22 protein-coding genes, 1 tRNA gene, 1 pseudogene and 1 CRISPR repeat array are annotated in these 22,655 nt (G+C 34.0%); of the genes and pseudogenes, 7 read left to right on the forward strand and 17 right to left on the reverse strand.

All coding sequences use genetic code 11. The features are described from left to right. The 9 genes from J6569_RS01510 to hemA all read right to left on the reverse strand — a co-directional run. Positions 1-472, reverse strand: a 472-nt coding sequence (locus J6569_RS01510) for a DUF3944 domain-containing protein (RefSeq protein WP_296317298.1), incomplete at its 3' end; no start/stop codon positions are given. 113 nt (positions 473-585) lie between these two features. After that, complete coding sequence (locus tag J6569_RS01515) at positions 586-852, reverse strand: YkgJ family cysteine cluster protein (RefSeq protein ID WP_174798535.1); 267 nt, start codon at positions 850-852, stop codon at positions 586-588. Beyond that, entirely contained in the window at positions 849-2,420 is a 1,572-nt protein-coding gene (locus J6569_RS01520) for a cobalamin adenosyltransferase (RefSeq protein WP_174798536.1), read from the reverse strand. Before J6569_RS01520 ends, J6569_RS01515 begins: the two co-directional genes overlap by 4 nt. 62 nt (positions 2,421-2,482) lie before the next feature. Next, the gene (locus tag J6569_RS01525) at positions 2,483-3,553 is read right to left on the reverse strand and encodes a hypothetical protein (protein WP_296317303.1); all 1,071 of its coding nucleotides are present in this window, start codon (positions 3,551-3,553) and stop codon (positions 2,483-2,485) included. A 60-nt stretch (positions 3,554-3,613) separates the two neighbouring features. Next, positions 3,614-4,558 carry a WYL domain-containing protein gene (locus tag J6569_RS01530; RefSeq protein ID WP_065590437.1) on the reverse strand — a complete coding sequence of 315 codons (945 nt, stop codon included), beginning with the start codon at positions 4,556-4,558 and terminating at the stop codon, positions 3,614-3,616. A gap of 476 nt (positions 4,559-5,034) precedes the next feature. Then, a tRNA-Leu gene (locus tag J6569_RS01535) sits at positions 5,035-5,121 on the reverse strand. 98 nt (positions 5,122-5,219) lie between these two features. Next, positions 5,220-5,462, reverse strand: coding sequence for a zinc ribbon domain-containing protein (locus J6569_RS01540; protein WP_065575322.1), 243 nt, complete (start codon positions 5,460-5,462; stop codon positions 5,220-5,222). A 118-nt stretch (positions 5,463-5,580) separates the two neighbouring features. Then, the gene (locus J6569_RS01545) at positions 5,581-5,838 is read right to left on the reverse strand and encodes a DUF1289 domain-containing protein (RefSeq protein ID WP_065625977.1); all 258 of its coding nucleotides are present in this window, start codon (positions 5,836-5,838) and stop codon (positions 5,581-5,583) included. 36 nt (positions 5,839-5,874) lie between these two features. Further along, positions 5,875-7,146 (reverse strand): glutamyl-tRNA reductase, encoded by a 1,272-nt coding sequence (hemA, locus tag J6569_RS01550; protein WP_065559989.1) that lies wholly within the window; start codon positions 7,144-7,146, stop codon positions 5,875-5,877. A 166-nt stretch (positions 7,147-7,312) separates the two neighbouring features. Between hemA and lolB the strand changes: the two genes are divergently transcribed. From lolB to J6569_RS01585, 6 genes and pseudogenes are all read left to right on the forward strand, one after another. Further along, positions 7,313-7,933, forward strand: coding sequence for a lipoprotein insertase outer membrane protein LolB (gene lolB, locus J6569_RS01555; RefSeq protein WP_034914549.1), 621 nt, complete (start codon positions 7,313-7,315; stop codon positions 7,931-7,933). Between the two features lie 11 nt (positions 7,934-7,944). Continuing rightward, a complete protein-coding gene (ispE, locus tag J6569_RS01560; protein WP_296317305.1) occupies positions 7,945-8,787 on the forward strand; it encodes a 4-(cytidine 5'-diphospho)-2-C-methyl-D-erythritol kinase in 843 nt (280 codons plus the stop codon). A gap of 246 nt (positions 8,788-9,033) precedes the next feature. Beyond that, a pseudogene (locus J6569_RS01570) lies at positions 9,034-10,084 on the forward strand (methylated-DNA--[protein]-cysteine S-methyltransferase). A gap of 172 nt (positions 10,085-10,256) precedes the next feature. Beyond that, positions 10,257-10,808, forward strand: a complete 552-nt coding sequence (apt, locus tag J6569_RS01575; RefSeq protein ID WP_065559991.1) for an adenine phosphoribosyltransferase — start codon at positions 10,257-10,259, stop codon at positions 10,806-10,808. Positions 10,809-11,080: 272 nt separating this feature from the next. Continuing rightward, positions 11,081-11,851, forward strand: a complete 771-nt coding sequence (ddaH, locus tag J6569_RS01580) for a dimethylargininase (protein ID WP_065608562.1) — start codon at positions 11,081-11,083, stop codon at positions 11,849-11,851. Between the two features lie 51 nt (positions 11,852-11,902). Continuing rightward, entirely contained in the window at positions 11,903-13,312 is a 1,410-nt protein-coding gene (locus J6569_RS01585) for a basic amino acid/polyamine antiporter (RefSeq protein WP_065590444.1), read from the forward strand. 11 nt (positions 13,313-13,323) lie between these two features. Here J6569_RS01585 and J6569_RS01590 read toward each other — a convergent pair whose 3' ends face one another. Continuing rightward, positions 13,324-14,070: a methyltransferase domain-containing protein gene (locus J6569_RS01590; protein ID WP_065590445.1), complete on the reverse strand. Its 747-nt coding sequence runs from the start codon at positions 14,068-14,070 to the stop codon at positions 13,324-13,326. After that, on the reverse strand, positions 14,060-14,725 hold the full coding sequence (gene nfi, locus J6569_RS01595; RefSeq protein WP_366941225.1) for a deoxyribonuclease V: 666 nt from the start codon (positions 14,723-14,725) through the stop codon (positions 14,060-14,062). The genes J6569_RS01590 and nfi overlap by 11 nt, the downstream gene beginning before the upstream one ends. A 59-nt stretch (positions 14,726-14,784) precedes the next feature. Between nfi and J6569_RS01600 the strand changes: the two genes are divergently transcribed. Further along, positions 14,785-15,366: a YigZ family protein gene (locus J6569_RS01600; RefSeq protein ID WP_296317311.1), complete on the forward strand. Its 582-nt coding sequence runs from the start codon at positions 14,785-14,787 to the stop codon at positions 15,364-15,366. 249 nt (positions 15,367-15,615) lie between these two features. On the opposite strand, the gene J6569_RS01605 is transcribed toward J6569_RS01600, so the two are convergent. The 6 genes from J6569_RS01605 to J6569_RS01630 form a co-directional block, all read right to left on the reverse strand. Further along, positions 15,616-16,542: a hypothetical protein gene (locus J6569_RS01605; RefSeq protein WP_296300794.1), complete on the reverse strand. Its 927-nt coding sequence runs from the start codon at positions 16,540-16,542 to the stop codon at positions 15,616-15,618. 544 nt (positions 16,543-17,086) lie between these two features. Then, positions 17,087-17,894: a CRISPR direct-repeat array (repeat unit 28 nt; unit sequence TTTCTAAACTGCCTATACGGCATTGAAG). A gap of 137 nt (positions 17,895-18,031) precedes the next feature. Beyond that, the gene (cas6f, locus tag J6569_RS01610) at positions 18,032-18,601 is read right to left on the reverse strand and encodes a type I-F CRISPR-associated endoribonuclease Cas6/Csy4 (protein ID WP_296207756.1); all 570 of its coding nucleotides are present in this window, start codon (positions 18,599-18,601) and stop codon (positions 18,032-18,034) included. A gap of 5 nt (positions 18,602-18,606) precedes the next feature. Further along, positions 18,607-19,614, reverse strand: coding sequence for a type I-F CRISPR-associated protein Csy3 (gene csy3, locus J6569_RS01615; protein WP_296317313.1), 1,008 nt, complete (start codon positions 19,612-19,614; stop codon positions 18,607-18,609). Positions 19,615-19,649: 35 nt separating this feature from the next. After that, positions 19,650-20,573 carry a type I-F CRISPR-associated protein Csy2 gene (gene csy2 / locus J6569_RS01620; protein WP_296317315.1) on the reverse strand — a complete coding sequence of 308 codons (924 nt, stop codon included), beginning with the start codon at positions 20,571-20,573 and terminating at the stop codon, positions 19,650-19,652. Continuing rightward, positions 20,573-21,949: a type I-F CRISPR-associated protein Csy1 gene (gene csy1, locus J6569_RS01625; protein WP_296317316.1), complete on the reverse strand. Its 1,377-nt coding sequence runs from the start codon at positions 21,947-21,949 to the stop codon at positions 20,573-20,575. Before csy1 ends, csy2 begins: the two co-directional genes overlap by 1 nt. Positions 21,950-22,024: 75 nt before the next feature. Continuing rightward, positions 22,025-22,342 carry a hypothetical protein gene (locus tag J6569_RS01630; RefSeq protein WP_296317318.1) on the reverse strand — a complete coding sequence of 106 codons (318 nt, stop codon included), beginning with the start codon at positions 22,340-22,342 and terminating at the stop codon, positions 22,025-22,027. Between the last annotated feature and the right edge of the window lie 313 nt (positions 22,343-22,655).

The following is a 22,655-nucleotide window of genomic DNA, read 5'->3' on the forward strand; positions in this document are numbered from 1 at the left end:
ATATTTGTTCCTTTTTTAGTTGTGATAAGTTTACCTTACCCCTTAAAAAAGTTGTATGATTTAGTGTAGCCGATCCATTTTGACTTATATTTTCTAATGATTGCTTGAGAAGTGAATTTAATAAAGCATCTTCAATTTTTTCAATAAAAAAAGGTGCTGGCTCACTTAATATTGTATTAGTTCGATTACATACATCTATTAATATTTCACGATAGCATACCCCTTTACCTTGCCTTAATAAATTCATTCCTGAATTTGCACCAAATGTTTGAAGCTCTGCAGCTATAGATTTCCAATATAATTGATGGTTAGGATAATGTCGTTTATAACTTGCATCGCTTGTTAATGTTTCGGTAAACCGAAGGGTATTATCCTTAGGATCAACAGTCAATATAGAAACCAATAATTCTAAATCTTCATTAGTACATTGTTTTAAAAAAACTAGGTCTGAATCATCTCTATAAATAGCCATTTATACTCCTCTTATTAATTATTAATTATGATTACAACACTATAGCAATCAGAATTTCCTTCATAAGGAATTTAAGGTGTTTTCGTTCTAATTTTTTATTACTGGTTCATTTGTTATTTTGAATTCAAAATTTTGCATGCAATAGTGTTTATCTCGATAAACTCAACCCAACTATATTTATTTTTATAATTGAGCTGGTATTGTTTATCTACACGGCAAATATCTGGCCTTGTTTCATAAATGGTACATAATTTTGTTTGATGGTCATAATAACGACATACCCCATTACCACTATCAAGAAATTGCGTTTCTTGTGAACGATTAACACTGCAACAGCAAGCTCCACATTGATAACAAGGAAACGGGGGGGAATTACTCATAATGATTTTACCCATGAATGCACTGATTCTAAATTGCCAGCTTCAAATGGTAATTTAATTCCTCGGCGAGTTACTTCTTCTTTTAACAGAAAGCTGCGTTCTAGTTCATTATTGGTCATAGTAAGATGCAATGTAAACGACGCTAATTGTTGTGTATCCATATTGAACTCTAGCCTTGCTAACTCTTTTAAGTAATTATCTAACTCAGTATTTACAGCTTTAAAAAAATCGAGAGTTCTTTCGTATTTATCTTTAAATTTATCTAAAAAAGCCCAAATTTTTTGAGGAAGAGTCCCTTTATCTAGATAGTGATTAAATGCTAATGTTAAAATACCAGTCGCTAGTGCACTACAAAATGCAGATAACTCAGTGCCAAATGGAAAAGCAAATAATTGTGAACATATGCTATAAATAGCAGTACCACAAACAACGGAAATTCCAGCACTAATAATTTTACTTACTTCTTTGACTAATTGACCTAAAGGCAATGAATCAGGGTTGCAAAAGATTAATTTTATAGCTGCCGTAATATGCCCCCACATTTCACGGATCATTTTTCCAAGCATTTTTTGCGTAGTGAAAAATATATTGGTAACAGTAGTGGTTACACTCGATAACGCACCACTAGCAGCGCCATCTTTGAAAGAATTAAAAAAATCTTTAAATTTTAATTTTATTCGTTCCCATATAGCATTAAATACATCGCTAATATCATTTAAAAAATTTTTTATAGAAAAATTATATTTATTATTTGCATAAATAGAAGGAAATTGATCGCGTAGTTCAAACCATGCCTCAGCAAGAATAAGCCCTAGCATCTGTCTTGTTCCCATTTTAAAACCAGAAAGAGCTGATTGATAAGCGACATCTTTAGCAAACTTACTGCTAGTATAATAGGCTATATTGACAGTTCTCTCGTATTTAGCCCGTGCTTTTTTGTCTATTTCAAGCATTTTATTAAAGTTTGCTTTTTCTTTATTTTCTAACTTTTCTAATGATTTTTTTTCTTGATCTGTTAACGATTTTTTCTGTTTTAGTATAGCTATTTCTTGACGGGTTTGAGTAAGTTCATTTTGAAGTTTGCTTACAAAGTCAGACATTGAACTTGCTTTCTTAGACTTATTTAATGTTTCATTAGTGAAATATAAATTGCTACTGTCATTAGCAAGGTCAGTTCCTGATAATTCAGCTAATATTCTACCTTGATCGTGATGTATTTCATTTGCAGCAATAACATGATCTAAATTTTTTTTATCATGTTGAGCAAATATTTCCCCTGTGTAAGCATCTTTTAAGGTATTTGCTTGATGAGCGATTTTTCCTTGTCGATTTGTCTCAATATAATTGGCATGAGAATGATACTCATGTGAATCATATTTTGAGTTTTGTTCATTTATTATTCTTTCTCTATCGGTTGCGTAAATGTTTTGTCGTGCATTATGAACAGTATCAACATCTCCACCTACATTATCTTTAAATAATAAAAAATCTAATCCAAATGAAGTTACCAAAGATTTGACAACGGTATTATGTAACTCTTCGCCCCAATCCATTTCCTGTTTCATCATTATTTTTAGTCCTCGTTAATATAATCAATAAAACAAAAGCCAAGTATTCTTGGCTTTTATCATTACATTTCCTGAGTAAAATCTTTATATTCTTTTTCTTTGTTAATTAATACATTATCTAATTCTTCTTGATTAAGAATATTGAATCCATCACTATCTTTTTCGACTTCAACAATACTATCTTCGGATACTGTTTTAATTTTAAAAAGTGGGGTTGTAATAATATCGGTCATAATAGCTGCCAATAAATAACCGTTATTAATAACTCTTAAGCTCTTTTCCGAATTATCGCTAATATCTTCTCCCCAACCAAGAACCACTATCTTTTGATGCAACTCTTTTAAAGCAGAAAAGTAATAATTAAAGGTCTGATTGATTTTTTCCAACGATGTATAAATTTTATCCACATAGTTATTTGTATTAGATAAATGTTTATCAATTAAATCCATTTTTGTTATTGCTGTGTCAGCTTCAGAACTTGATTTTTTTGCATTTTCTAATGCTTTTTCAGCGTGGTTTGCATACGCAAAACCAGCAATAGCAATCATTGGCGCAATGGCTGCAGCACCTAAAACCATTGCTCCACCAGCCATTCCCCAACCTCCAGCAGCAAGTGATCCACCTCCAATAGCGGCCATAGTGGCATTATATGCAGCTACGCCAGATAAAGCGGCAATAGGTGTTCCTGTTGAAGCAGCTGCAAAAGCCATTACTCCGCTATATACCGCAAAACTTGCAGCTGCTCCCGCTGCACCAGATGCTGCAACCGTACCTAAAAACCCCACTGTAGAAAAAGAATATTCTTCAATTTTATCCATCTTAGCTTTAGGAACAGATAACTTAAGATCTTTATTGTCATTTTGTTTCAATTGTTTTAATAATTCGTCGGAAATTTTTTTAAATTCACCAAATGATTTACCAATATTAAGTTCTAATGTACCTAATCGCTCTAATTTCTGTTCTGAAACTTTGTTTAATACATCCAGTTCATCTTTTCGTTTGTTATATCGGCTTTTGGTTCTTTCCAAGATTTCATCAGCTTCTGATTTTAGTTGATAACCATCGTATGCTTTTTTGCCACCAACTGCTGCAGCGACTGCAGCTGCACCTGCAAGAATAATAGGTAATGCCATTGTTATTTCCTCGTTAAATTTATGTTAATTAAAATATATTATGTTTGTGTTACAACAAACTTAAGATGTGATCATTTTTGCTTGCTCTCCAAACCCTCTAACCCAAGCATTTAACTCACGTTCACTAGATGTGGTGATAGTAAGAATAATTTCACCATTTTCGATCTCTTCGATTTTTTGTTCGTCGGACCAAATTCTTTCTTTAATATAACCAGCTGCTGATTTGGCAAATTGAATTGAAAAAGTACGAGGTTCATGTTCAGGTAAACCAAACATTGTTTTATTTTCAATTGGATCAGCTATTGATATAGAGGCTTTTTGATTAATAAAATCTAACTTTTGTATTCGGTGAATTGCCAAACAAGTACTGTGTTTTAATTCTGTCGCAACGTTATTTGAAATTGCGCCATAAACGTATAAGGCATGATTCATTGCAATTAATTTTCGCGGAACAAAATAGTGGTTTTTTCCTTGTTGATTACCGTTAGCAATGTAATGAATATGACAAAAAGTCTTATTTTCAATACATTTTAATAGGTCCTCAATAATGTTAACTTTCTCTGAATAATCAATTTTCCCTTTAGTAAAAAAAGCAATAGGTGTACTTGTTGCAAAGTGTTCTCTTGTATCTAACTCTAATAACAACATAGAAAGATGCAATAATGTTTGATCAATACGTTCACCAATCTCGGGGGGAATAAAGGGTTTAGACAATTCGCGGCACAAACTTAGATATCGTAATTCCTGATAATTTAAACCTAGTGTATTTTTATGATTAATCTGCAGACTATACCAACGACGATTTTTTTCCTTGCCAGAGCAGAAACATTCAGGGAAAGATAACTCGATCTGTTCAGCTAGTCGTATTACTGTTTGAGCAGAACAGTTTAGTATTTCAGCTAAATCCGATTGATAATGCGGTTTATTATCTGATAGCAAAATGTGATACATTTTCAACAGTTTTTGTCCTGCACTAACATTTGAATCTTTCTTCCTACCCATCATCTATTTACCTATTGTAACCTTTTCCCTAATTAGAAATATTGCTTTATTTTTAATCAAAAATTTTTACAGAATAATATAGCTTTTCTTAACTTAAAGTATTAACTGAATTTATAAATTAAACTTTATGCTTGATCTGAATAAAAATCCGATAACATTTACATTAATAATGTTATATTCTGATTACGCATTAAATTATCAGATTGTTTTTCCTATCTACGGAAAAAGAAATAAAAAGAATTATTTTTTTATTTAATTATTGATGAATAAGAGAAAATTGTCATATCGGAATTTTCGATCAATTAATGATCATTGATCGTTTATTTCGATCAATATTACTCAATTCTATCTTTTTTGTGCTTATTTTGATGTAATTTCAGTAGAGATTAGTTAGCTAGTTTATTAAATATAGCTGAACTCAGTTTTGATAAGACTTTAGATATAAAAAAACCAGCTTTAAGCAGGTGTTCTTTGTGACTTGGTGCCAGTGGTCGGACTCGAACCGACACGCTTTTAAGGGCGGCGGATTTTGAATCCGCTGCGTCTACCAATTTCGCCACACTGGCATTAAACGTGTAAATAAGTAAACGTTAGCATTATACTAAGCTTTACAATATCTGCAACAGGTATTATCGTAAAGCGTTTTGGTTGCCTAAAAAATCAACTACCACCTGCGTTTCCAGGCAGGTAATTTTTTAAGGATTATATAAGCAGTTTGTTTAGCTACTGCATTATCAACATTGTGATTTTGAGCATATTGTAATGTAACTTCATGCCATTTTTCATCAAATGTTTTCATTGTGCCATCTTTATGAGCACAATGTTTACAATAGTTTTTAGACATATCGAGCAATGGATAATCAGCAATAGCAGTCATTGGCATGCCACATGCAATACACATTTTCATATTTTAAATTCCAATAATATTAAAAAAGGTGACTAAATAATTGCCATCTTTATATGTATAAAAATCCTACTCTGAGTTAAACAAGATTACAATATATATTAAAAATAGATAAATAGATTTAGAAATTAAGATCGAATTGAGGTGTTACTGGATTTAAGTCTTGTTGTTGTCGTTGCTGTTTTGATAATAGATAACGGCGTTTTAATGCCCGTTGTTTACATAAACGCAAAACTTTTTGCTTTTGGCTATCACTCAAGGTTAACCAACTAAATCTTTCTTCTCTTGAGCGATAACAAGCAATACAATAGCCTTGTTTATCAGTTACACAAACTCGTTTACACGGGCTTGGAATATCAAAAAATTCAATCTGATCCAATTTATTCCTCGTTTCCTAAGCAAAACGACATATTGACTAATGTTCTTTTAATCCTAACCCTTTACTTAATACTTTAAAACAGTCATCACAATCATGTGTAGCTGCATGAAGTAATGTTTGAGTCGGTGCGTGGATTAATTTATTGGTTAAGCGATGCGAAAACTCAGCAAAAACATCGTCAATGTTAGCGCCCTGCCTGATGGCATTTAAGGCTTTTATTTGTAACTCACGTTTGATACTTTCTGCATTACTACGATACTGCTTAACATAAGCAACTGCATGTCTAGTCTTAAGCCAATCAATGAAAAGTTCAGCTTGTTCTTGAATAAGATATTGCGCTTCTTTAGCGGCAATAGCTCTTTGTTCTAAATTACTTTCAACCGTTTTTTGTAAGTCATCAATAGTATAAAGATGCACATTATTGAGTTGACTAACCTCTTCCTCTACATCGCGAGGAACAGCTAAATCAATAAACAGCATTTTACGATGATTTCTAGCTCGTAAAGTGCGCTCAACCATGCCTTTACCTATAATAGGTAAAGGACTCGCTGTTGAGCTGATCACAATATCAACATCTTTAAGTCGATTAGCGATATCAGGTAATGAAATGATTTCTGCATCAATATCAACCGCAAGTTTTAATGCCTTTTCACGGGTTCGATTGGCAATAATAACTTGATTAAATCCATGCGGTTTTAAGTAACGTGAAATAAGCTCTATTGTTTCACCCGCGCCAACAAGCATAATATTTAAATTAGAGGTATCACTAAAAAGATGGCGAGCAACTAAACAAGCAGCATAAGCGACAGATGCTGTATTAGTGCCAATATTGGTTTCACTACGGACAATTTTCGCTACATGAAATACTTTTTGAAATAGTTTTTTTAATTGAACAGATAAGCAATTTTGTTCTTGAGCAAAACTATATGCTTGCTTAACTTGCCCTAGAATTTGTGGCTCACCAATGATCATAGAATCTAAACCACTTGCTACCGACATCAAATGTTCAACAGCTTGTTGACCGTCATACCAATAAAATGAATCTTGGTATAGATCAACATCAAGATGATGAAATTGTCCTAACCAACTTTCTACAGATTGTTTTAATCTTAGATAGTCAGTTTGATGCTCATAACTAAGATAAATTTCTGTTCTATTGCAGGTAGACAAAATAACACACCCATCAACTAAAGGATGTTGGTATAAGCTGTATAGTGCTTTATCGACAATCTCATTAGGAAAAGCAAGCCTTTCCCTTAAAGCAACTGGCGCTGTTTTATGATTAACACCAAAAATTGTAATAGACATTGCATCGCTTCTTTTTTGAAGGTTATTAGATATATTATTTTATTAACAGTTCTTAAACTTCCATATTATACATAAAAAACAGTAAAGGTTCTTTTTCTTATTCAGTAAATTATCAGTTATAATACTGCACTTATTGACACAAACACTAACAACTAAGAGTTATTTTATGTCTAAAATCAAATATATATTTGTTTTCATATTACCTTTACTTATCACCGCTTGCCAAATAACAAAATCTCAAAACAACACTTCGATTGAACAGCAGTGGCAAATCCGCCAACAAAATCTAAAACAAATAAACACATTCCAAGTTAAAGGTAGTATAGCTTACATAAGTGATAAATCTCGTAATTATGGACGATTTTTAATAGCTCAACAATCAACTGATAACTACCAAGTTAAATTAACCTCCCCCATTGGTAGCAATATTTTAACATTAAACGCCGAACCTAATTATGCTCAACTGGTTGATAAAGACGGTAGAAATTACCAAGATACCAATGTTGAAAATCTTATGAAAAAGATATCCAATGTAAATATTCCACTTAATTCTTTGCATAATTGGTTAAAAGGATTTTCAGACAACATCAATACTGACAAGTTAGATAGTTCAGGAAGATTACTTTCAACTGTCTTTATACAAAATAACAATAAATGGACATTAAAAATTCCAAGTTACTCTACTTATACTTATCAAAACAAAAAGATAGATTTACCTGCAACTATAGAGCTTACGCATGATGACGAAGTTGTTCGCTTAAAAATTAGTGACTGGATTTTACGATAAAGGATAATAGTATGAAACAGTGGTTATCACCTGCTAAATTAAATTTATTCCTTTATATCATTGGACGCCGTTCTGACAATTATCATAATTTGCAAACGTTATTTCAATTTATTGATTATTGCGACATCCTAATCTTTAATGTTCGTCAAGATAATAAAATTAACTTATTAACCGATTTTACAAATGTACCTGTTAATAAAAACTTAATTGTTGTTGCTGCTGAACAATTGAAATCCTATACCAACCGTAATGATTTAGGTGTAGATATTACAATTGATAAAAAAATTCCTATGGGTGGTGGATTAGGAGGAGCCTCATCTAATGCTGCAACAGTATTAGTAGCACTTAATCAGCTATGGCAACTTAATTTATCAACCGAAATACTAATGGATATAGGACGAAAAATTGGTGCCGATGTCCCTATTTTTATTTATGGTCATGCGGCTTTTGCCGAAGGAATTGGCGATCAATTTCACCCTGTAGATATTCCTGAATATTGGTATTTAGTCACTTGCCCTAATATTGAAATATCAACAGTCGAAATATTTAATGCTCCTGAGCTAACTCGCAATACGCCAGCTCAAAGCATTACTGATTTACTTTCATTGAAGTTTAACGAATTAAAAAATGATTGTGAGGAAGTAGTTAGGAAACGTTATCCAACAATAGATAAAATAATTACTTACCTTTCCCAATATGGTACAACTCGATTAACAGGAACTGGTGCATGTGTTTTTACCCAATGTGAATCAAAGCAACAAGCATTAGCCATTCAAGGCAAACTTAATGCAGCACTATCAGTTAATAGTTTTGTCGCAAAATCGTTAAACACCTCTTCTTTATTCACAAATTAAACAAAAACCTTAATCAACAATCATTAAATGGTTAAGGTTTTATTACGTCAATATTTATATATTAAATATAACCACATTTTGACAAAGATAGAATGTGGTAATCACCAATTATATTTATAAACCATAAAAACAGTAAAATAAAAATAGTTGTCGATTTTTCGGTTGCGATGCTTACTGTTTATTTAATCTGCTAACCAGATTACAAAACCCAGTTATCAATTAACTAAAATTAAGATTTTAAAAATTATGCTTATTACCAATTTAGACAAAAGAAAACAATATTATCAGGCTTTACTTGCAAAAGACCAAGGCTATATTGGGATATTCTATGCTGGAGTTAAACAACTTCGGTATTTTGTATTGCAACTTGTCGGGCAAAGAAACCAAAATATGAAAATGTAGAATTTTTTAGCACTTTCAAAGAAGCTATTGATGCTGGATATCGTCCTTGTAAAATTTGCAAACCAACTGAAAATTCTAACGCAGCACCATCAGAAGTCATTAAAGCTATCGCATTAATTACCCAAAATCCTAAAACAAAAATATCCGATATGATATTAAAAGAGCATCAAATAAGCCCCGAAACGATCAGACGCTGGTTCAAAAAAATTATGGTATTACCTTCCAAACCTATCAAAGGATGTATCGAATAAATAATGCCTTTCAAGAGCTTAAAATTGGTAAAAATGTCATTAATACCGCTTATGATACAGGATATGAGTCATTAAGTGGTTTTGGATACACTTACAAAAAAATAATGAAAAATGCCCCATCTCAAAATACTAATAACGAAATTATTTTGGTTAATCGCCTAACTACACCATTGGGACCAATGTTTATTTGCGCCACTAATCAAGGTATTTGCCTATTAGAATTCGTGGATCGTCGAATGTTAGAAACAGAATTTAAACAATTACAAACACAACTTAATACAAAAATTATTTTTGGAGAAAATAGCCATATTGTTCAAGCTAAAAATGAAATTGATGAATATTTTCAAGGAAGAAGAAAATATTTTGCAGTTAAATTACATACTCCTGGAACAGATTTTCAGCAAACTGTTTGGGACAGTTTAAAACAAATCCCTTATGGAAAACTAACTACCTATAAAGAGCAAGCAGAAAACATCAATAATCCACATGCTATTCGCGCAGTTGCAAGCGCAAATGGATTTAATCGAATTGCAATTATCATACCTTGCCACCGAGTCATTGGCTCAAATGGCGAATTAATGGGATATGGCGGAGGGCTAGAAAGGAAACGATGGTTAATTGAACATGAAAAAAGACATTCTTAATTGTTCCATTATAATTGCTGTGCTAAATACAGTAATGACAGTTTTATTACTTAAATTATAAGTATTGCTAGGTTTCAGCATGATATTACGGTTTCTTTGTTGCAACTAAAAAGTTTGCAGGTATATAATGTAAGATTAGCAACTCTTATAGAAGAACTTAGAGAGCATTTAGATGAATCAGTTACAAGAAAAACTTGCATTAATTAAAGACAGCATTCTTACTATTCCCAACTATCCAAAAGAAGGGGTTTTGTTTCGTGACATCACAAGTTTACTTGCTGATCCTGCTGCATTTAAAACCACTGTTGAATTATTAATTGATCATTATCGTGATAAAAAAATTGATAAAGTAGTAGGCACAGAAGCTCGAGGCTTTATTTTTGCTGCACCAATTGCGTTAGCGTTAGGTGTCGGTTTTATTCCTGTTCGAAAACCTAATAAATTGCCTCGCCACGTATTTAAAGAAGAATATCAGCTTGAGTACGGTACAGATACGTTAGAAATTCACACTGATGCCATTAAACCAGGTGAACGAGTATTAATTATTGATGATTTACTTGCTACAGGTGGAACAATTGCTGCAACAGCGAATTTAATTCGTAAAGCTGGTGGCATTGCCGAAAACGCCGCATTTGTAATCAACTTACCAGATTTAGGTGGCAAAACAAAGTTAACGGATATGGGAATTGATTGCTTTACTTTAGTTAATTTTGACGGCGAATAATTACTATTAAGGGCACAATTAGTGCCTTTTTTTATTTTGAATACTTTTATCTCCTTTCCTTTCTAAAATAAAATAAGTTAGTCATTTTCATTGCATAAAAAATAGATATGTACCACCACTCTATCTAAATTCAGCTAAATAAATCAAGATAAAAAACCAACAAAACCTCCAAAAACGAATAAAAATACACTTTACATCTTGATAAAGCTATAAATGTGAATTATTATTCATAAATAAAGCATAATTATTTAAAGCAAAAGGAAATAGATAGAATGAAAAAATTTAACCATATTATTGCAAGAACACCCGCCAAATCTTTAATTAACGGATTAACGTCAGCTAACTTGGGTAAACCTGATTATCAAAAGGCCTTAGATCAGCATAACTATTACATTCGAGCACTACAGCAGTGCGATGTTGATATCACTATTTTACCACCCGACGAACGTTTTCCTGATTCAGTCTTTGTTGAAGACGCTGTGCTTTGTACCCCATATTGTGCAATTATTACAAGGCCTGGAGCTGAAAGTCGCCGAGCAGAAACCGAAATTATATCAGACACCATTGAACGATTTTATCCCAATAAAGTTGAGCGAATCACCGCACCAGGCACCGTTGAAGCTGGCGATATAATGATGGTTGAAAACCACTACTATATTGGCTTATCTGCTCGAACCAACCAAGCTGGTGCTAACCAAATGATAGCTATTTTAGAGAAGTACGGATTAACTGGTTCGGTAGTTAAGCTTGAAAAAGTATTACATCTAAAAACAGGTTTAGCTTATTTAGAAAACAATAACCTATTAGCAGCAGGCGAATTTATAACTAAACCAGAGTTTCAACGCTTTAATATTATCGAAATTCCCGAACAAGAAAGTTATGCTGCCAACTGTATTTGGGTTAATGATCACGTAATAATGCCGATGGGCTATCCAACAACAAAAGCAAAAATAGAAAAACTTGGTTATCAAGTTATTGAAGTTGATACATCGGAATATCAAAAGATTGATGGTGGCGTAAGTTGCATGTCACTAAGATTTTAATCGATCTATATTAAATATTAACCGTACTAAACCACATAATAAGACAACAACATGAATACATCGGTAAGAAAAAAGCTAGGCATCCTGCCACTCACACTGTTAGTGGTTGGCAGTATTGTAGGCAGCGGTATTTTCAGCCTACCACAAAACATGGCCGAAAGTTCGGGCTCTGGCGCTATTTTAATTGCATGGATAATAACCCTATTTGGCATGTTAATGCTAACACGGATATTTCAGTATTTATCGATTCGATTTTACAAAATCAATGATGGATTATATGGTTATGTGCGTGAAGGTTTTGGCGATTATATCGGCTTTAATGCCGCATGGGGCTACTGGATATCAGCATGGATGTCGTGCACCAGCTACCTAGTGATTTTATTTAGTGCATTAGGATCTTTTGATTGCTTGAGCTTCTTTGGTCATGGTACCACATTACCTGCCGTTATTACGGCTATCATATTTTTATGGATAGTGCACTATTTTGTATTAAAAGGAATATATCGTGCTTTTTTATTAAATTGCCTAGTAACATTAGCGAAAATCGTGCCTATTGGTTTATTTATTGTTTGTGTTAGCCTTGCCTTTAAAATATCGACATTTAAGATAGATTTTTGGGGAACACCGCAATTAGGCTCAATTATCGAGCAAGTAAAAAACACCATGCTCTATACCGTTTGGGTCTACTTAGGGATTGAAAGCGCAACTGTGTATGCTGCTAGAGCCAAAAACATCATCAGCATTAGCCGAGCTACCTTTTTTGGCTTTGCTATTACTAGCTTATTACTTGTTTGCGTATCAGTGTTATCGCTTGGTATTGTGCCACAACAAGAACTTGCTCAAATGAAAAACCCTTCCATGGCACTTGTCATTGAACATGTAGTAGGCAGCTGGGGAGCAACATTAATTAATATTGGTTTAATTGTGTCAGTCAGTGGTGGATTACTATCATGGTTAATGCTAGCGGCCGAAATGCTATTTTTAGCTGGCCAAGGCACACAACACACAGTACCAAGTTGTTTTGGAAAACTCAACAAAGCAGGCACGCCATCCAACGCATTATGGTTAACAACATGTTTAATAACCGTATTAATTATCCTTGCCCACTACTATCAATCTGGCTACAACACCTTAATCCAATTATCAACCTCAATGGTGCTTATTCCCTATTTACTGGCGGCTCTCTTTGTTTTTAAATTAGCCGTTCAACAAGGTAAAGCCTACTTAATTATGATTGGCGCTTTAGGATCGCTTTATGGCATATGGTTGATTTATGCTGGTGGCACAGTTTATTTATTACTGTCGATGATACTCTATAGTATGGGACTCTGTTTTTACCTTTATGCCAGAAAGGAACGATCTTTGCCAGCATTTAGTTACTTGCATGACAAAGTGTACGCTATTGCAATCATCCTATTAGCTATCATCGCTATTTTACACTTCTACATAACACCAAATTAATTAGTTAGGCGTTATTTTCGAAATAAATAAAAGTCAGCTAATAGCTTTCTGAAGTCTTGAGAATAACGCCCATCACCATCTCGCATACACAATTGCTGCTCATCAATTTTATTAGCCTGGATAAATGAAAAAGCCAATAATGATAACGAAAAGTCTTTATCTGCACTATATCTAACATTCATCAGTTGGAATAAATATAACTGATTAGATTCACATAATAACCTAAACTGATTGGATAAATGATAAGGTAAAACTAAACAAAATTGCCCTTTCGGTTTTAGTAAGCGCTTAACTGTGTCAATAAGCTGTTGAAAGTTCAAGCATTCGGTATAACGTGCCAACTGTCTTTGGGAATTGCGACAATCAACGGCAGATTCAAAATAAGGGGGATTAGTCACAATCAAATCATAGCCCACCGCATAACTTAGCTGAAATTGATTAATATCAGCATTAATCGCATTAATCGAAGTAAAACCAGCTTGTTGGCTATTTTGCTGACATTGTGCTACCGCCTGCATATCAATATCGATGGCATCAATTTGGCTGCTATCATGTTCTAACCGCTGAGCTAACATTAACGCAATTACACCACAACCACAGCCAATATCGAGTACCTTTTGCGGAGACGAATCAATCGGAACCCAAGCCCCTAACAAACAACTATCGGTTGTTACCTTCATTGGACTTTTATCGTGCGCCACAAAAAAACGCTTAAAAGTAAAGCCACCTTTTTTTAACGGTAATGAATTATTCTGCATAAATAAACTTCTTAAACAAAGGCTTGTTGGATGCTATCGCATCAGCCCAGCGAGTCGGTTCTGGCAAACGATAGCCGCGCAAGCATAAATTAACCCATTTTAAGGCACTATCTTGACTTACTCGGTGACCTGTTGAAATAAATAAAGGATTGCAATTATTTTTACTACATAAAACCCAACCAATCTGTTCTTGCTTGTCTTGTAAAGGTGTTACATTACCTGCTTGCTTAGGTAATATTTCGTATTGACCGCAAAGCCTTTTTTTAGCAACACCAATTGTTGGCATATCTAACAACAAGCCTAAATGACTCGCAATACCTAACCGCCTAGGATGTGCAACACCTTGCCCATCAACGAACAACAAATCTGGCTTCTGTGTTACCTGTTGCCAAGCGGCAAGTAGCGCAGGGTATTCTCGAAAAGATAAATAACCAGGAATATAAGGAAACCCTGTCTCAACCCGAGCAATATGATACTCAACAACCTCGAAAGTTGGATAGCGCAAAATAACGATTGCTGCTCGAGTAATCTTGCCATTATCTTCAAAACCGACATCAGTACCACCAACGTAATTTATTGACGGATTAAAGTCATCATCGTATTTAACCTGCTTGGCTAACGCCTGCTGTGTTTGCATTAATTGTTCTAAATTGATAGACATTTTTATTCTGTTCAGTATCATTATTCCAATAGATTGATTTTATCAGAATTAGCATGCCATATACATTAGCAAATCCTACCGAGTTAACAGAAGAAATCAAAAAAAGTCGTTTTATTGTCAATGCAGCGCCAGTCACATCAGCTGAACAAGCCATCGACTTTATTAATCAAATAAGCGATCTCAACGCCACCCACAACTGCTGGGCATGGAAGATTGGACAACAATACCGATTTAATGACGATGGCGAGCCCACTAGTACAGCAGGTCGCCCTATTCTTTCAGCCATTGAAGGACAAGATTGTGACCAAGTGGTTGTAGTAGTAACTCGTTACTTTGGCGGCATAAAATTAGGTACTGGAGGATTAATTCGTGCCTATGGCGGTTCAGCTAGCCACTGCTTACAACAAGCTGAGCTAATTGAACTCATTGCCCGCATAACGCTACAATTTCACTGTTATTATAACGAATGGCCAATTATCGAAAATCGTCTAAAGGAACTTGATTCCATTGTTGAAAATCAAGAGTTTGATGCTGAAGGTGTAAAAGTAAACGTCGCTATCACAAAAGACAAATCGCAACTCCTACAAAAAAATATTAGCGACATCACTCGTGGACGAGTTATTATTGAACTATAAGAATCACTCAGGTAGAATATTGATTTTATTTTATAAAAGATTAATTTTTTTATTGACTATCTTTTGTTATATCAAGTTTAATTTTTAATAAAAGTGCTTTTGGACTTTCAGTCATTAAAATGCAAAGCTCTCAGGCTTTGCTATTTTGGCTGTCCTCCTCGCACTGGAATTTTATTCTTTTATTGATTATTCTTTATTAATATCAGAATATCATCAGCACCATAAAGATTAATAACTAAGTCATAAAAACTAAGGGGTGGTGCAAAGACCATAATTAATAATAGAAGTCTTGAACCAAAAAATATCACCGTTACTAGCTCCCACATCAAACTGACCACTAAACTGCCCTATTCTAGTCGTGTCACTTGTCCAATAGTTTTGGTCAACGAAGTCCGCACCAGCGTAATGATACATAAAGCCCCACTCCGAAAATAATCCAGCACCTATTGTACGCAGGTAATTATTATTTTTTGATGGAGGTGTAGCGCCGATAGAGCCTTGGCAATTCGGACCTGAGCCAATACCAGAACAAACAGCGTTAGTCAGATCCTTAACCTGTGGCACACGATAACCCAAACCACTACACCAAGTTACCATATCAGGGTAGTGATATAATTCAGCCCCCCTAACTACGAACCATTTTTGCAGGACAAATCCATATTTAATTACCTCGTTCCCCTCTCTATCTCTCCCCACTAACTCAAAGGTCAGCGGTAACCTTGGCCTAGCAATTCGACTAGAATAAGGATTGAACCATTGATTTCTTGCCTCTGGACCTGTTAGTGTAACGCGAAATTCAACATCGCATTGGGCATTACATTTTGTTTTTCTTGTTACTGTAGCGGTAATTCCATCATGCGTAATTGGCGTTCCCCATGTTAATTCATCGGCATCTCCCCTTATGATTAAATCAAAATATAACCCATTTGCGCCCGTTGTCGGAAAATTTAGGTTATATGATCCCTGATCGGTTGATTGAACTAAGAACCCATAATCTGGGTGCCATATATCAGCAGGGCCAGCAAAATGGAGTCCACCCAGCTCAAGATTGGGCTTTACAAATTTAAGCTCCCCCCATTGTGACGATGGCAGTATTACGGCATCACTACGATTAATCCTTCGACCATTTTTAACGGGTAATGCCTGTAAACTCCATAAAGAAGATAATAATAACAATACCAATACTAACAGAAATTTTCGGAATAATTTTGATAATAATTTGGAAGATAACTTTGAAAATATAAACGTGGCGGGGCTAAAAATCCAACTAGTATGTTTATTTGATAAATTTAAGACATAGGTTTGCCAGTGCTGGTGTCTGGTGTCTGGTGTCTAAAATGATAATGCATTACGGTTCACCTGTCAAGTAAATTAATGATTTATTTTAATTTTTATATTTATTTGATTGTTTAATAATCTATTCCTTTAAGGAGATTAAAGTATAGCCATTTTAAAAAAACTTGGCTAGTTTTTTATGCAATTTTTTAATTAGAATACGGTGTTAGGTTTTGTAAGTCTTAACTTTTGTGAATATCATGAATATTGGTGATAATTTCTAAACCAAGGAATTAGTGAATTACCTAACAACCAATGAACATATAATCCTTACCATGTTATAAGATGTATTACGCCCATAAAATCGTTCAGGTAGAGCATTGATTTTATTTAATTTTTTATTTTCATTAAAATCAACCAGTTATACAGAAATTTCTATTTTTATACAAAAGGCCGCCTATACGGCATTGAAGTGTCTACTATTGATGCACGTTTAACTTTACATTTTCTAAACTGCCTATACGGCATTGAAGATTTTAAAAATATGTTTGTAAGTATCCCGGAGTTTCTAAACTGCCTATACGGCATTGAAGTTAAAATTATTTTTAGCATATGCCGCGATACCTTTCTAAACTGCCTATACGGCATTGAAGTTAGAATTGCCGAAGATAGACTCAGAAATCCATTTCTAAACTGCCTATACGGCATTGAAGCTTCCCTTGAAGATAAGCACCAACTTTAGAGATTTCTAAACTGCCTATACGGCATTGAAGCATATCAAAGCGGCTATCGTTCAGCGTTTACTTTTCTAAACTGCCTATACGGCATTGAAGTTGATGCGACTGACTGGAAAAATAAAACAGTTTTTCTAAACTGCCTATACGGCATTGAAGATGGGCATCCCGATTTATCCTTTAGTAATCGTTTTCTAAACTGCCTATACGGCATTGAAGTAAATGTTGCCAAAGATGATAAGTCATTAAATTTTCTAAACTGCCTATACGGCATTGAAGTCATCAACGCAACATACGAATATGTTGTCGAATTTCTAAACTGCCTATACGGCATTGAAGTGTCGGTGCTATTTTTTACTGGACGCCAATGGTTTCTAAACTGCCTATACGGCATTGAAGCGAGTTTATCGAACAGGAGAGCGACATCAAGCTTTCTAAACTGCCTATACGGCATTGAAGGGGTAATATTCAAGAAAAATAATTAACCTACATTTCTAAACTGCCTATACGGCATTGAAGTAGAATTTTATCTCAATAGGACCTTATTGTAAAAGAGCATACTGCACTTTTCCCAATTTTTACCCTTTTTTTGAGTCTATTTTAATATCAATAATAATCAATATATTAAAATTATCCCCAAAAAAAGGGTTAATGATTTAAAAATCAGGAACAGTGGCTGTTTGGCTTAATCCATAGCTATTAAATGTGCCTTGCACTGGCTCTGGACGTTTTTCTTGCTTTAACCACAAAATAAATTTTTGACCTGTACTTTTACTATTCAAATGAAGATGTGGATATTGCAAATGAACGCTTCCCCACTTTTCAACCATTTTATTTTTCACTTCAGGTGTCCATTTACCTTGTGCTGTTAATCTTTTTTCGGCACGTCTTAATGCACTCTGACCTTTAGGATTAACACGGCTCAAATGCAAATAGCCTTTTATCGTTGCCGGTACTGTTGTGATAGGCATCAATAAAGCATAATCACTTATCGATGATTTTTGCTGTATATCTGCTTTAAGTTTTTGCAATTCCTGCTCGGTACCAAATAGGCGAATCACTCCGCCTAATGTTCGGTGCACATTGTAACAAGGAAAACTAATTGCGATATTTCCTTGTTGATTAACCAAGATTTGGTGCAGTGACTGCATGACTTGATTCATCACATCCACCTCGGTTATCTCAATTTGCGAAATAGCTCGCAGCTCTAAATAGTGTGAGTGCATATTATTTACTCCTTGCCACTAGCACCAAAGACACCACCACGAATTAATACCGCAATTACATAATGTTGTTGCTCAAGCAATGGTTTTTCACCTTTTAATACCCAATTATCAAATAAGGTATAAAAGTCTAATTTCTGTTTTGGTTGTCTAAAAGCATGCCCCATTGATGTCACCGAGCCATACGGTTCTATTGCTATTGGGAATTGAGCATTATCATACCAAGTATCGATAGTTCGAATTGCATTGCTGATTTTTTGTGAATGCATGGCGGCTTGTTTGTTCTTCTCATACAATACTTTACTTTTAGTTTTGCCAGTATCTAGAATTAATTCTTGTGACGGGTAGACTTCTTGACCTAAACCCATTTTCAGTTTGGCTTCAACGTTAAAAATAACAAACTCTTTACCACATAATCCTGCTTCAATCAGTGTAGCAAGATCATTCACCGATTTATCATCATAATCAAATGAGTTCAGTTGATATTGTTTAACATCACTGACTTCAATCATTGGTTTTTTTTCATCTTTTCGAGTAATCGAAAGGCTAATTTGCTCTGCTGCCATACGGTTACGCCATAACCAACGGCCACTTAAGATATTAATAGCATAACGCTTAGCTAGTGCTGTCAATCCTTGCGTTTGAATATAACCCTGCGTTGTTTTTTCTAGTTCTTTTTGATATTCGATATCATTACATACTGATGGTTTACCTAAAAATGGCAACACTTTACAGCTCCATGTAACTACCAAAGTATCTTTATCGGCATCTAACGAAGCGACATCTACTGTTTGTAAATTTGGTTTTTGTATTTCAGCATCTAATTTGGTTGGATCGTTTGCCACTGCATTTTTAAGACGATTTGAAATAGTGCCTCGGACTGATTTTTCAGTAACTACAACAGGGGATAATTTATTGGTATCCGTACTACTTTGCTGTGCAAAAATTGCATCTGAAATATCAAAACTACGTTCAAAAGCAAGTACGCTTGCCGTTGTCATTTTATCTTTACTCATAATGTATTCCTTAGTCTATAATTTTCTAAATTTACTTAATTGGTTTCTTGATTGATAATATAAATTCCTGCATCATTAGATTGCAATTCACTGCATTTATAACGCCAAAAAGCCTGTGATAAACTCTCTGTCAAACGTAAAGGAAAGACCCATTTACCAAGCCCATAAATACACTCCACAAATTGCGTAGCATGCTCATTACTGCGTGCATGTTCAACCTTACCTGCTGAAAATAACGGTGAAATAGCTTGATAGCCCAAATGTAAAGGGACAAGCCAACCACGACCTTGCTTAACCGATGTGGTTTGCCAGTGATCTTTTTCTTGTGGATGATGATGCAACATCGCTGTTTCAATCAGGGCATCAAGCGCTGTAGCATTAGGATCTTGTTGCTGTAATTCAGCAGTAATATCTTGCAAATCTTGTGGTGCTTCAACTAAAACAAATGCGGGTAATAGTGCATTGATTAAGTTTTTATTTGATTCTGATGCAGAATATAGTGCGACTGATTCAATATCAACAACCTGCCCACCAGCAACACGCTGCTGGTAAAGTTTTTGTTTCATCTGTTGGATAAATGCTTGCTGTTCATCTGCATCATCTAATGTTTCACGATCTTCAATTTTTACCTCAACAAGCAATGAAACATCTAGATGAACTCGCCCTTCTTCAATAATTGAACGAGTACTACCATTTTTAGCTAATGGATTGCGTGTTAATCGAAACGTATAATCGGCATAGTTGTTTGGTCGATAAACTTGTACATCACATTCATGACATGCAATTAACACACCATCTAAGTAAATAGGATTTTCTGATTCAATTTTACGACTTAAAGCATGAATAGCGCCTAGAAACCCCGAAATAGCTGGGAATCCATACGTTAATGGGCTAGAAATCGCATTGGCATTATGGATTTTAACATGATCAAATAATAAATAATAACGTAATGATGCCATTAAAATATCCCCTCCCTTTTACGTTGACTTGCTTTTACCGCTGCATTAAATTCACGGCGCCATTCGCTAAATTCAGGATCAGCAAATTGCTGTTTAAAATTTTTAAATTTTTCTTTTAAAGCATTTTGAACCCAAGTTGCAAAAAGCTTTTCTAGACTTTGTTGCCAATCACCTTGTTCATACTGCTTTTTAAAATCCTCTTCATTCTCTAATTGGACTCGCTGTGGATCAAGCCAAAGTTTTTCATCAAAATTGAGTGAATAATCACGACTCCAACCAGCTGGTTGAGTAGTTTGAATATAGCGAGCAAACTTAAGTAGTAAAGATAAAATCACCGCAAACGCATCTTTACGATCATCTCGTTCTTCTACAATATTTTTTGGCGCTTCAACCATATCAAACAGTAATTTAAAACCAAATCGACAAAAATATTGCAGTGCATTATTGAAAATTGTTTCTTGTTGTTTAGAAATCGATGGGAATTGAGATTTTTGAAATATAGGAGGCATAGAGGGTAATAAAAAATTACGTCCTCCCTGACTACTAGTTAATTGACTGACACCTTGAGGATTACTTCCTCCCAGTTTAACTACGGCTAAGTCATGGAAAGAAAAATAAGGTTGATGCTCAACATCCTTTTTTTTACGTAATTCTCGTGCATATTTATTTTCTTCTGAAAATCGTGTTTGCACCTTCTCGTATAAGTAATTACACAATGAGCTAGGATGTAATGGAATTAACAATCGATAATTATTATCTTGCTTTGACAAATACGGTTCTTCATCATTCGGCCAATATAATTGCTTATTCAATTCCGAGGCTTTGGGGTTATCGAAATCATTAAAGATTGCTTTTTTAAAATTAGTTAAATAGAGTGATGCTTTTTGCTTATCATCGGAAAGTGCAGGTAAAACAGCTGGATGATTTTCTATAATTAACTGCAAAATTTTATTTTCACCAACATATTGATTAAAAATAGAAAATATATCTAATGAAGCAGCATTACCTGAGCTATCAAGTTCTAACAAGAATGGTGTTGCAGAAGATATAACTGTTTGATTGCTCAATTTGGATTGGGTTGCAATGTTAACGTTATCTCCTGAGCTAGATGAATGAATACCTTTGCTTAAATGAGTTCCAATTGTTATCCACGAAATTCTTCTAGTTGCCGCATCTTCCATCCACGTTTCAAAATCAAACCTTTTAGCAAGTTCAGCTAACTTTTGCTGAGCTTCATTCACTGCGACCTGATCGCCTAACTCTTTTGCTTTTTCCAGCTTAGCGGTTTCACTTTTATAATTACTATTATTGGCAAGCCGTTGTTGCAGAAAATCTAAAATTACTTTTCTTATATCTTGCCAAGATATGTTATTCATTGACCCTCCTTATATTTTTGCAAATTCAAAATCAAAAAGGCTTATATCATCATATATAAGCCTTTTGATTTAATGCTATGCTGCTTTATATTTTAAATATAACTTCAATATATTTAATGCATTGTTGTTATAAACCCATTTTTTATGAGAATTTAAAGAGCGATACTTATTAGATTGTTCTAGTTCTAAATTTTTAATTAAATATTTGACTTCTTTAGTCGTCGAAATATTTAGAATTTTCATTAGATCTCGAATTGAATAATCATTAATTTGATGAGAAAATTCGATATTTACTTCATCATTAGCTGCTGAAGTACTAATATCGAATTTTTTTAACTTAATATTTTTAATTAAGATTTGACATTGAATTTTTAACATTTTATTCTTAGACATAATTTTGTCCTCCTAATTTGTCAGGGTTGATAAAATTCTAAACCTCAGATGCTGGAACATCTGGGGTTTTTTTGTATTTAATACTACAATTTTGTAGTACATTATTAAGTAACTTAAAATTACATTTCTGTAATATAACTATATAAAAAAGACAAGTCAACAAATTTATCATCCCCATAATTTAATAGGGACAATAAAACCAACAAACATAAATAATTTATTGATTAATAATACAATATATATTACAAGGTGAATTATATAAATTAGTATTCAAAAATAATTTAATATTTCTAAACTGATTATACAGAAGCAT

The sequence above is a fragment of the Gilliamella sp. genome (genome assembly GCF_024104075.1).
Taxonomy (GTDB): Bacteria; Pseudomonadota; Gammaproteobacteria; order Enterobacterales; family Orbaceae; genus Gilliamella; species Gilliamella bombi.

Bases quoted from the DNA above. Each gene is read 5' to 3' on its own strand.
- J6569_RS01540 (WP_065575322.1), bottom strand. From the start codon at position 5,462: ATGAAAATGTGTATTGCATGTGGCATGCCAATGACTGCTATTGCTGAT.
- apt (WP_065559991.1), top strand. From the start codon at position 10,257: ATGAATCAGTTACAAGAAAAACTTGCATTAATTAAAGACAGCATTCTT.
- csy1 (WP_296317316.1), bottom strand. From the start codon at position 21,949: ATGAATAACATATCTTGGCAAGATATAAGAAAAGTAATTTTAGATTTT.
- J6569_RS01530 (WP_065590437.1), bottom strand. From the start codon at position 4,558: ATGATGGGTAGGAAGAAAGATTCAAATGTTAGTGCAGGACAAAAACTG.
- cas6f (WP_296207756.1), bottom strand. From the start codon at position 18,601: ATGCACTCACACTATTTAGAGCTGCGAGCTATTTCGCAAATTGAGATA.
- lolB (WP_034914549.1), top strand. From the start codon at position 7,313: ATGTCTAAAATCAAATATATATTTGTTTTCATATTACCTTTACTTATC.
- ddaH (WP_065608562.1), top strand. From the start codon at position 11,081: ATGAAAAAATTTAACCATATTATTGCAAGAACACCCGCCAAATCTTTA.
- hemA (WP_065559989.1), bottom strand. From the start codon at position 7,146: ATGTCTATTACAATTTTTGGTGTTAATCATAAAACAGCGCCAGTTGCT.
- J6569_RS01630 (WP_296317318.1), bottom strand. From the start codon at position 22,342: ATGTCTAAGAATAAAATGTTAAAAATTCAATGTCAAATCTTAATTAAA.
- J6569_RS01520 (WP_174798536.1), bottom strand. From the start codon at position 2,420: ATGATGAAACAGGAAATGGATTGGGGCGAAGAGTTACATAATACCGTT.
- csy3 (WP_296317313.1), bottom strand. From the start codon at position 19,614: ATGAGTAAAGATAAAATGACAACGGCAAGCGTACTTGCTTTTGAACGT.
- ispE (WP_296317305.1), top strand. From the start codon at position 7,945: ATGAAACAGTGGTTATCACCTGCTAAATTAAATTTATTCCTTTATATC.
- J6569_RS01515 (WP_174798535.1), bottom strand. From the start codon at position 852: ATGAGTAATTCCCCCCCGTTTCCTTGTTATCAATGTGGAGCTTGCTGT.
- J6569_RS01590 (WP_065590445.1), bottom strand. From the start codon at position 14,070: ATGCAGAATAATTCATTACCGTTAAAAAAAGGTGGCTTTACTTTTAAG.
- csy2 (WP_296317315.1), bottom strand. From the start codon at position 20,573: ATGGCATCATTACGTTATTATTTATTATTTGATCATGTTAAAATCCAT.
- J6569_RS01585 (WP_065590444.1), top strand. From the start codon at position 11,903: ATGAATACATCGGTAAGAAAAAAGCTAGGCATCCTGCCACTCACACTG.
- J6569_RS01525 (WP_296317303.1), bottom strand. From the start codon at position 3,553: ATGGCATTACCTATTATTCTTGCAGGTGCAGCTGCAGTCGCTGCAGCA.
- J6569_RS01600 (WP_296317311.1), top strand. From the start codon at position 14,785: ATGCCATATACATTAGCAAATCCTACCGAGTTAACAGAAGAAATCAAA.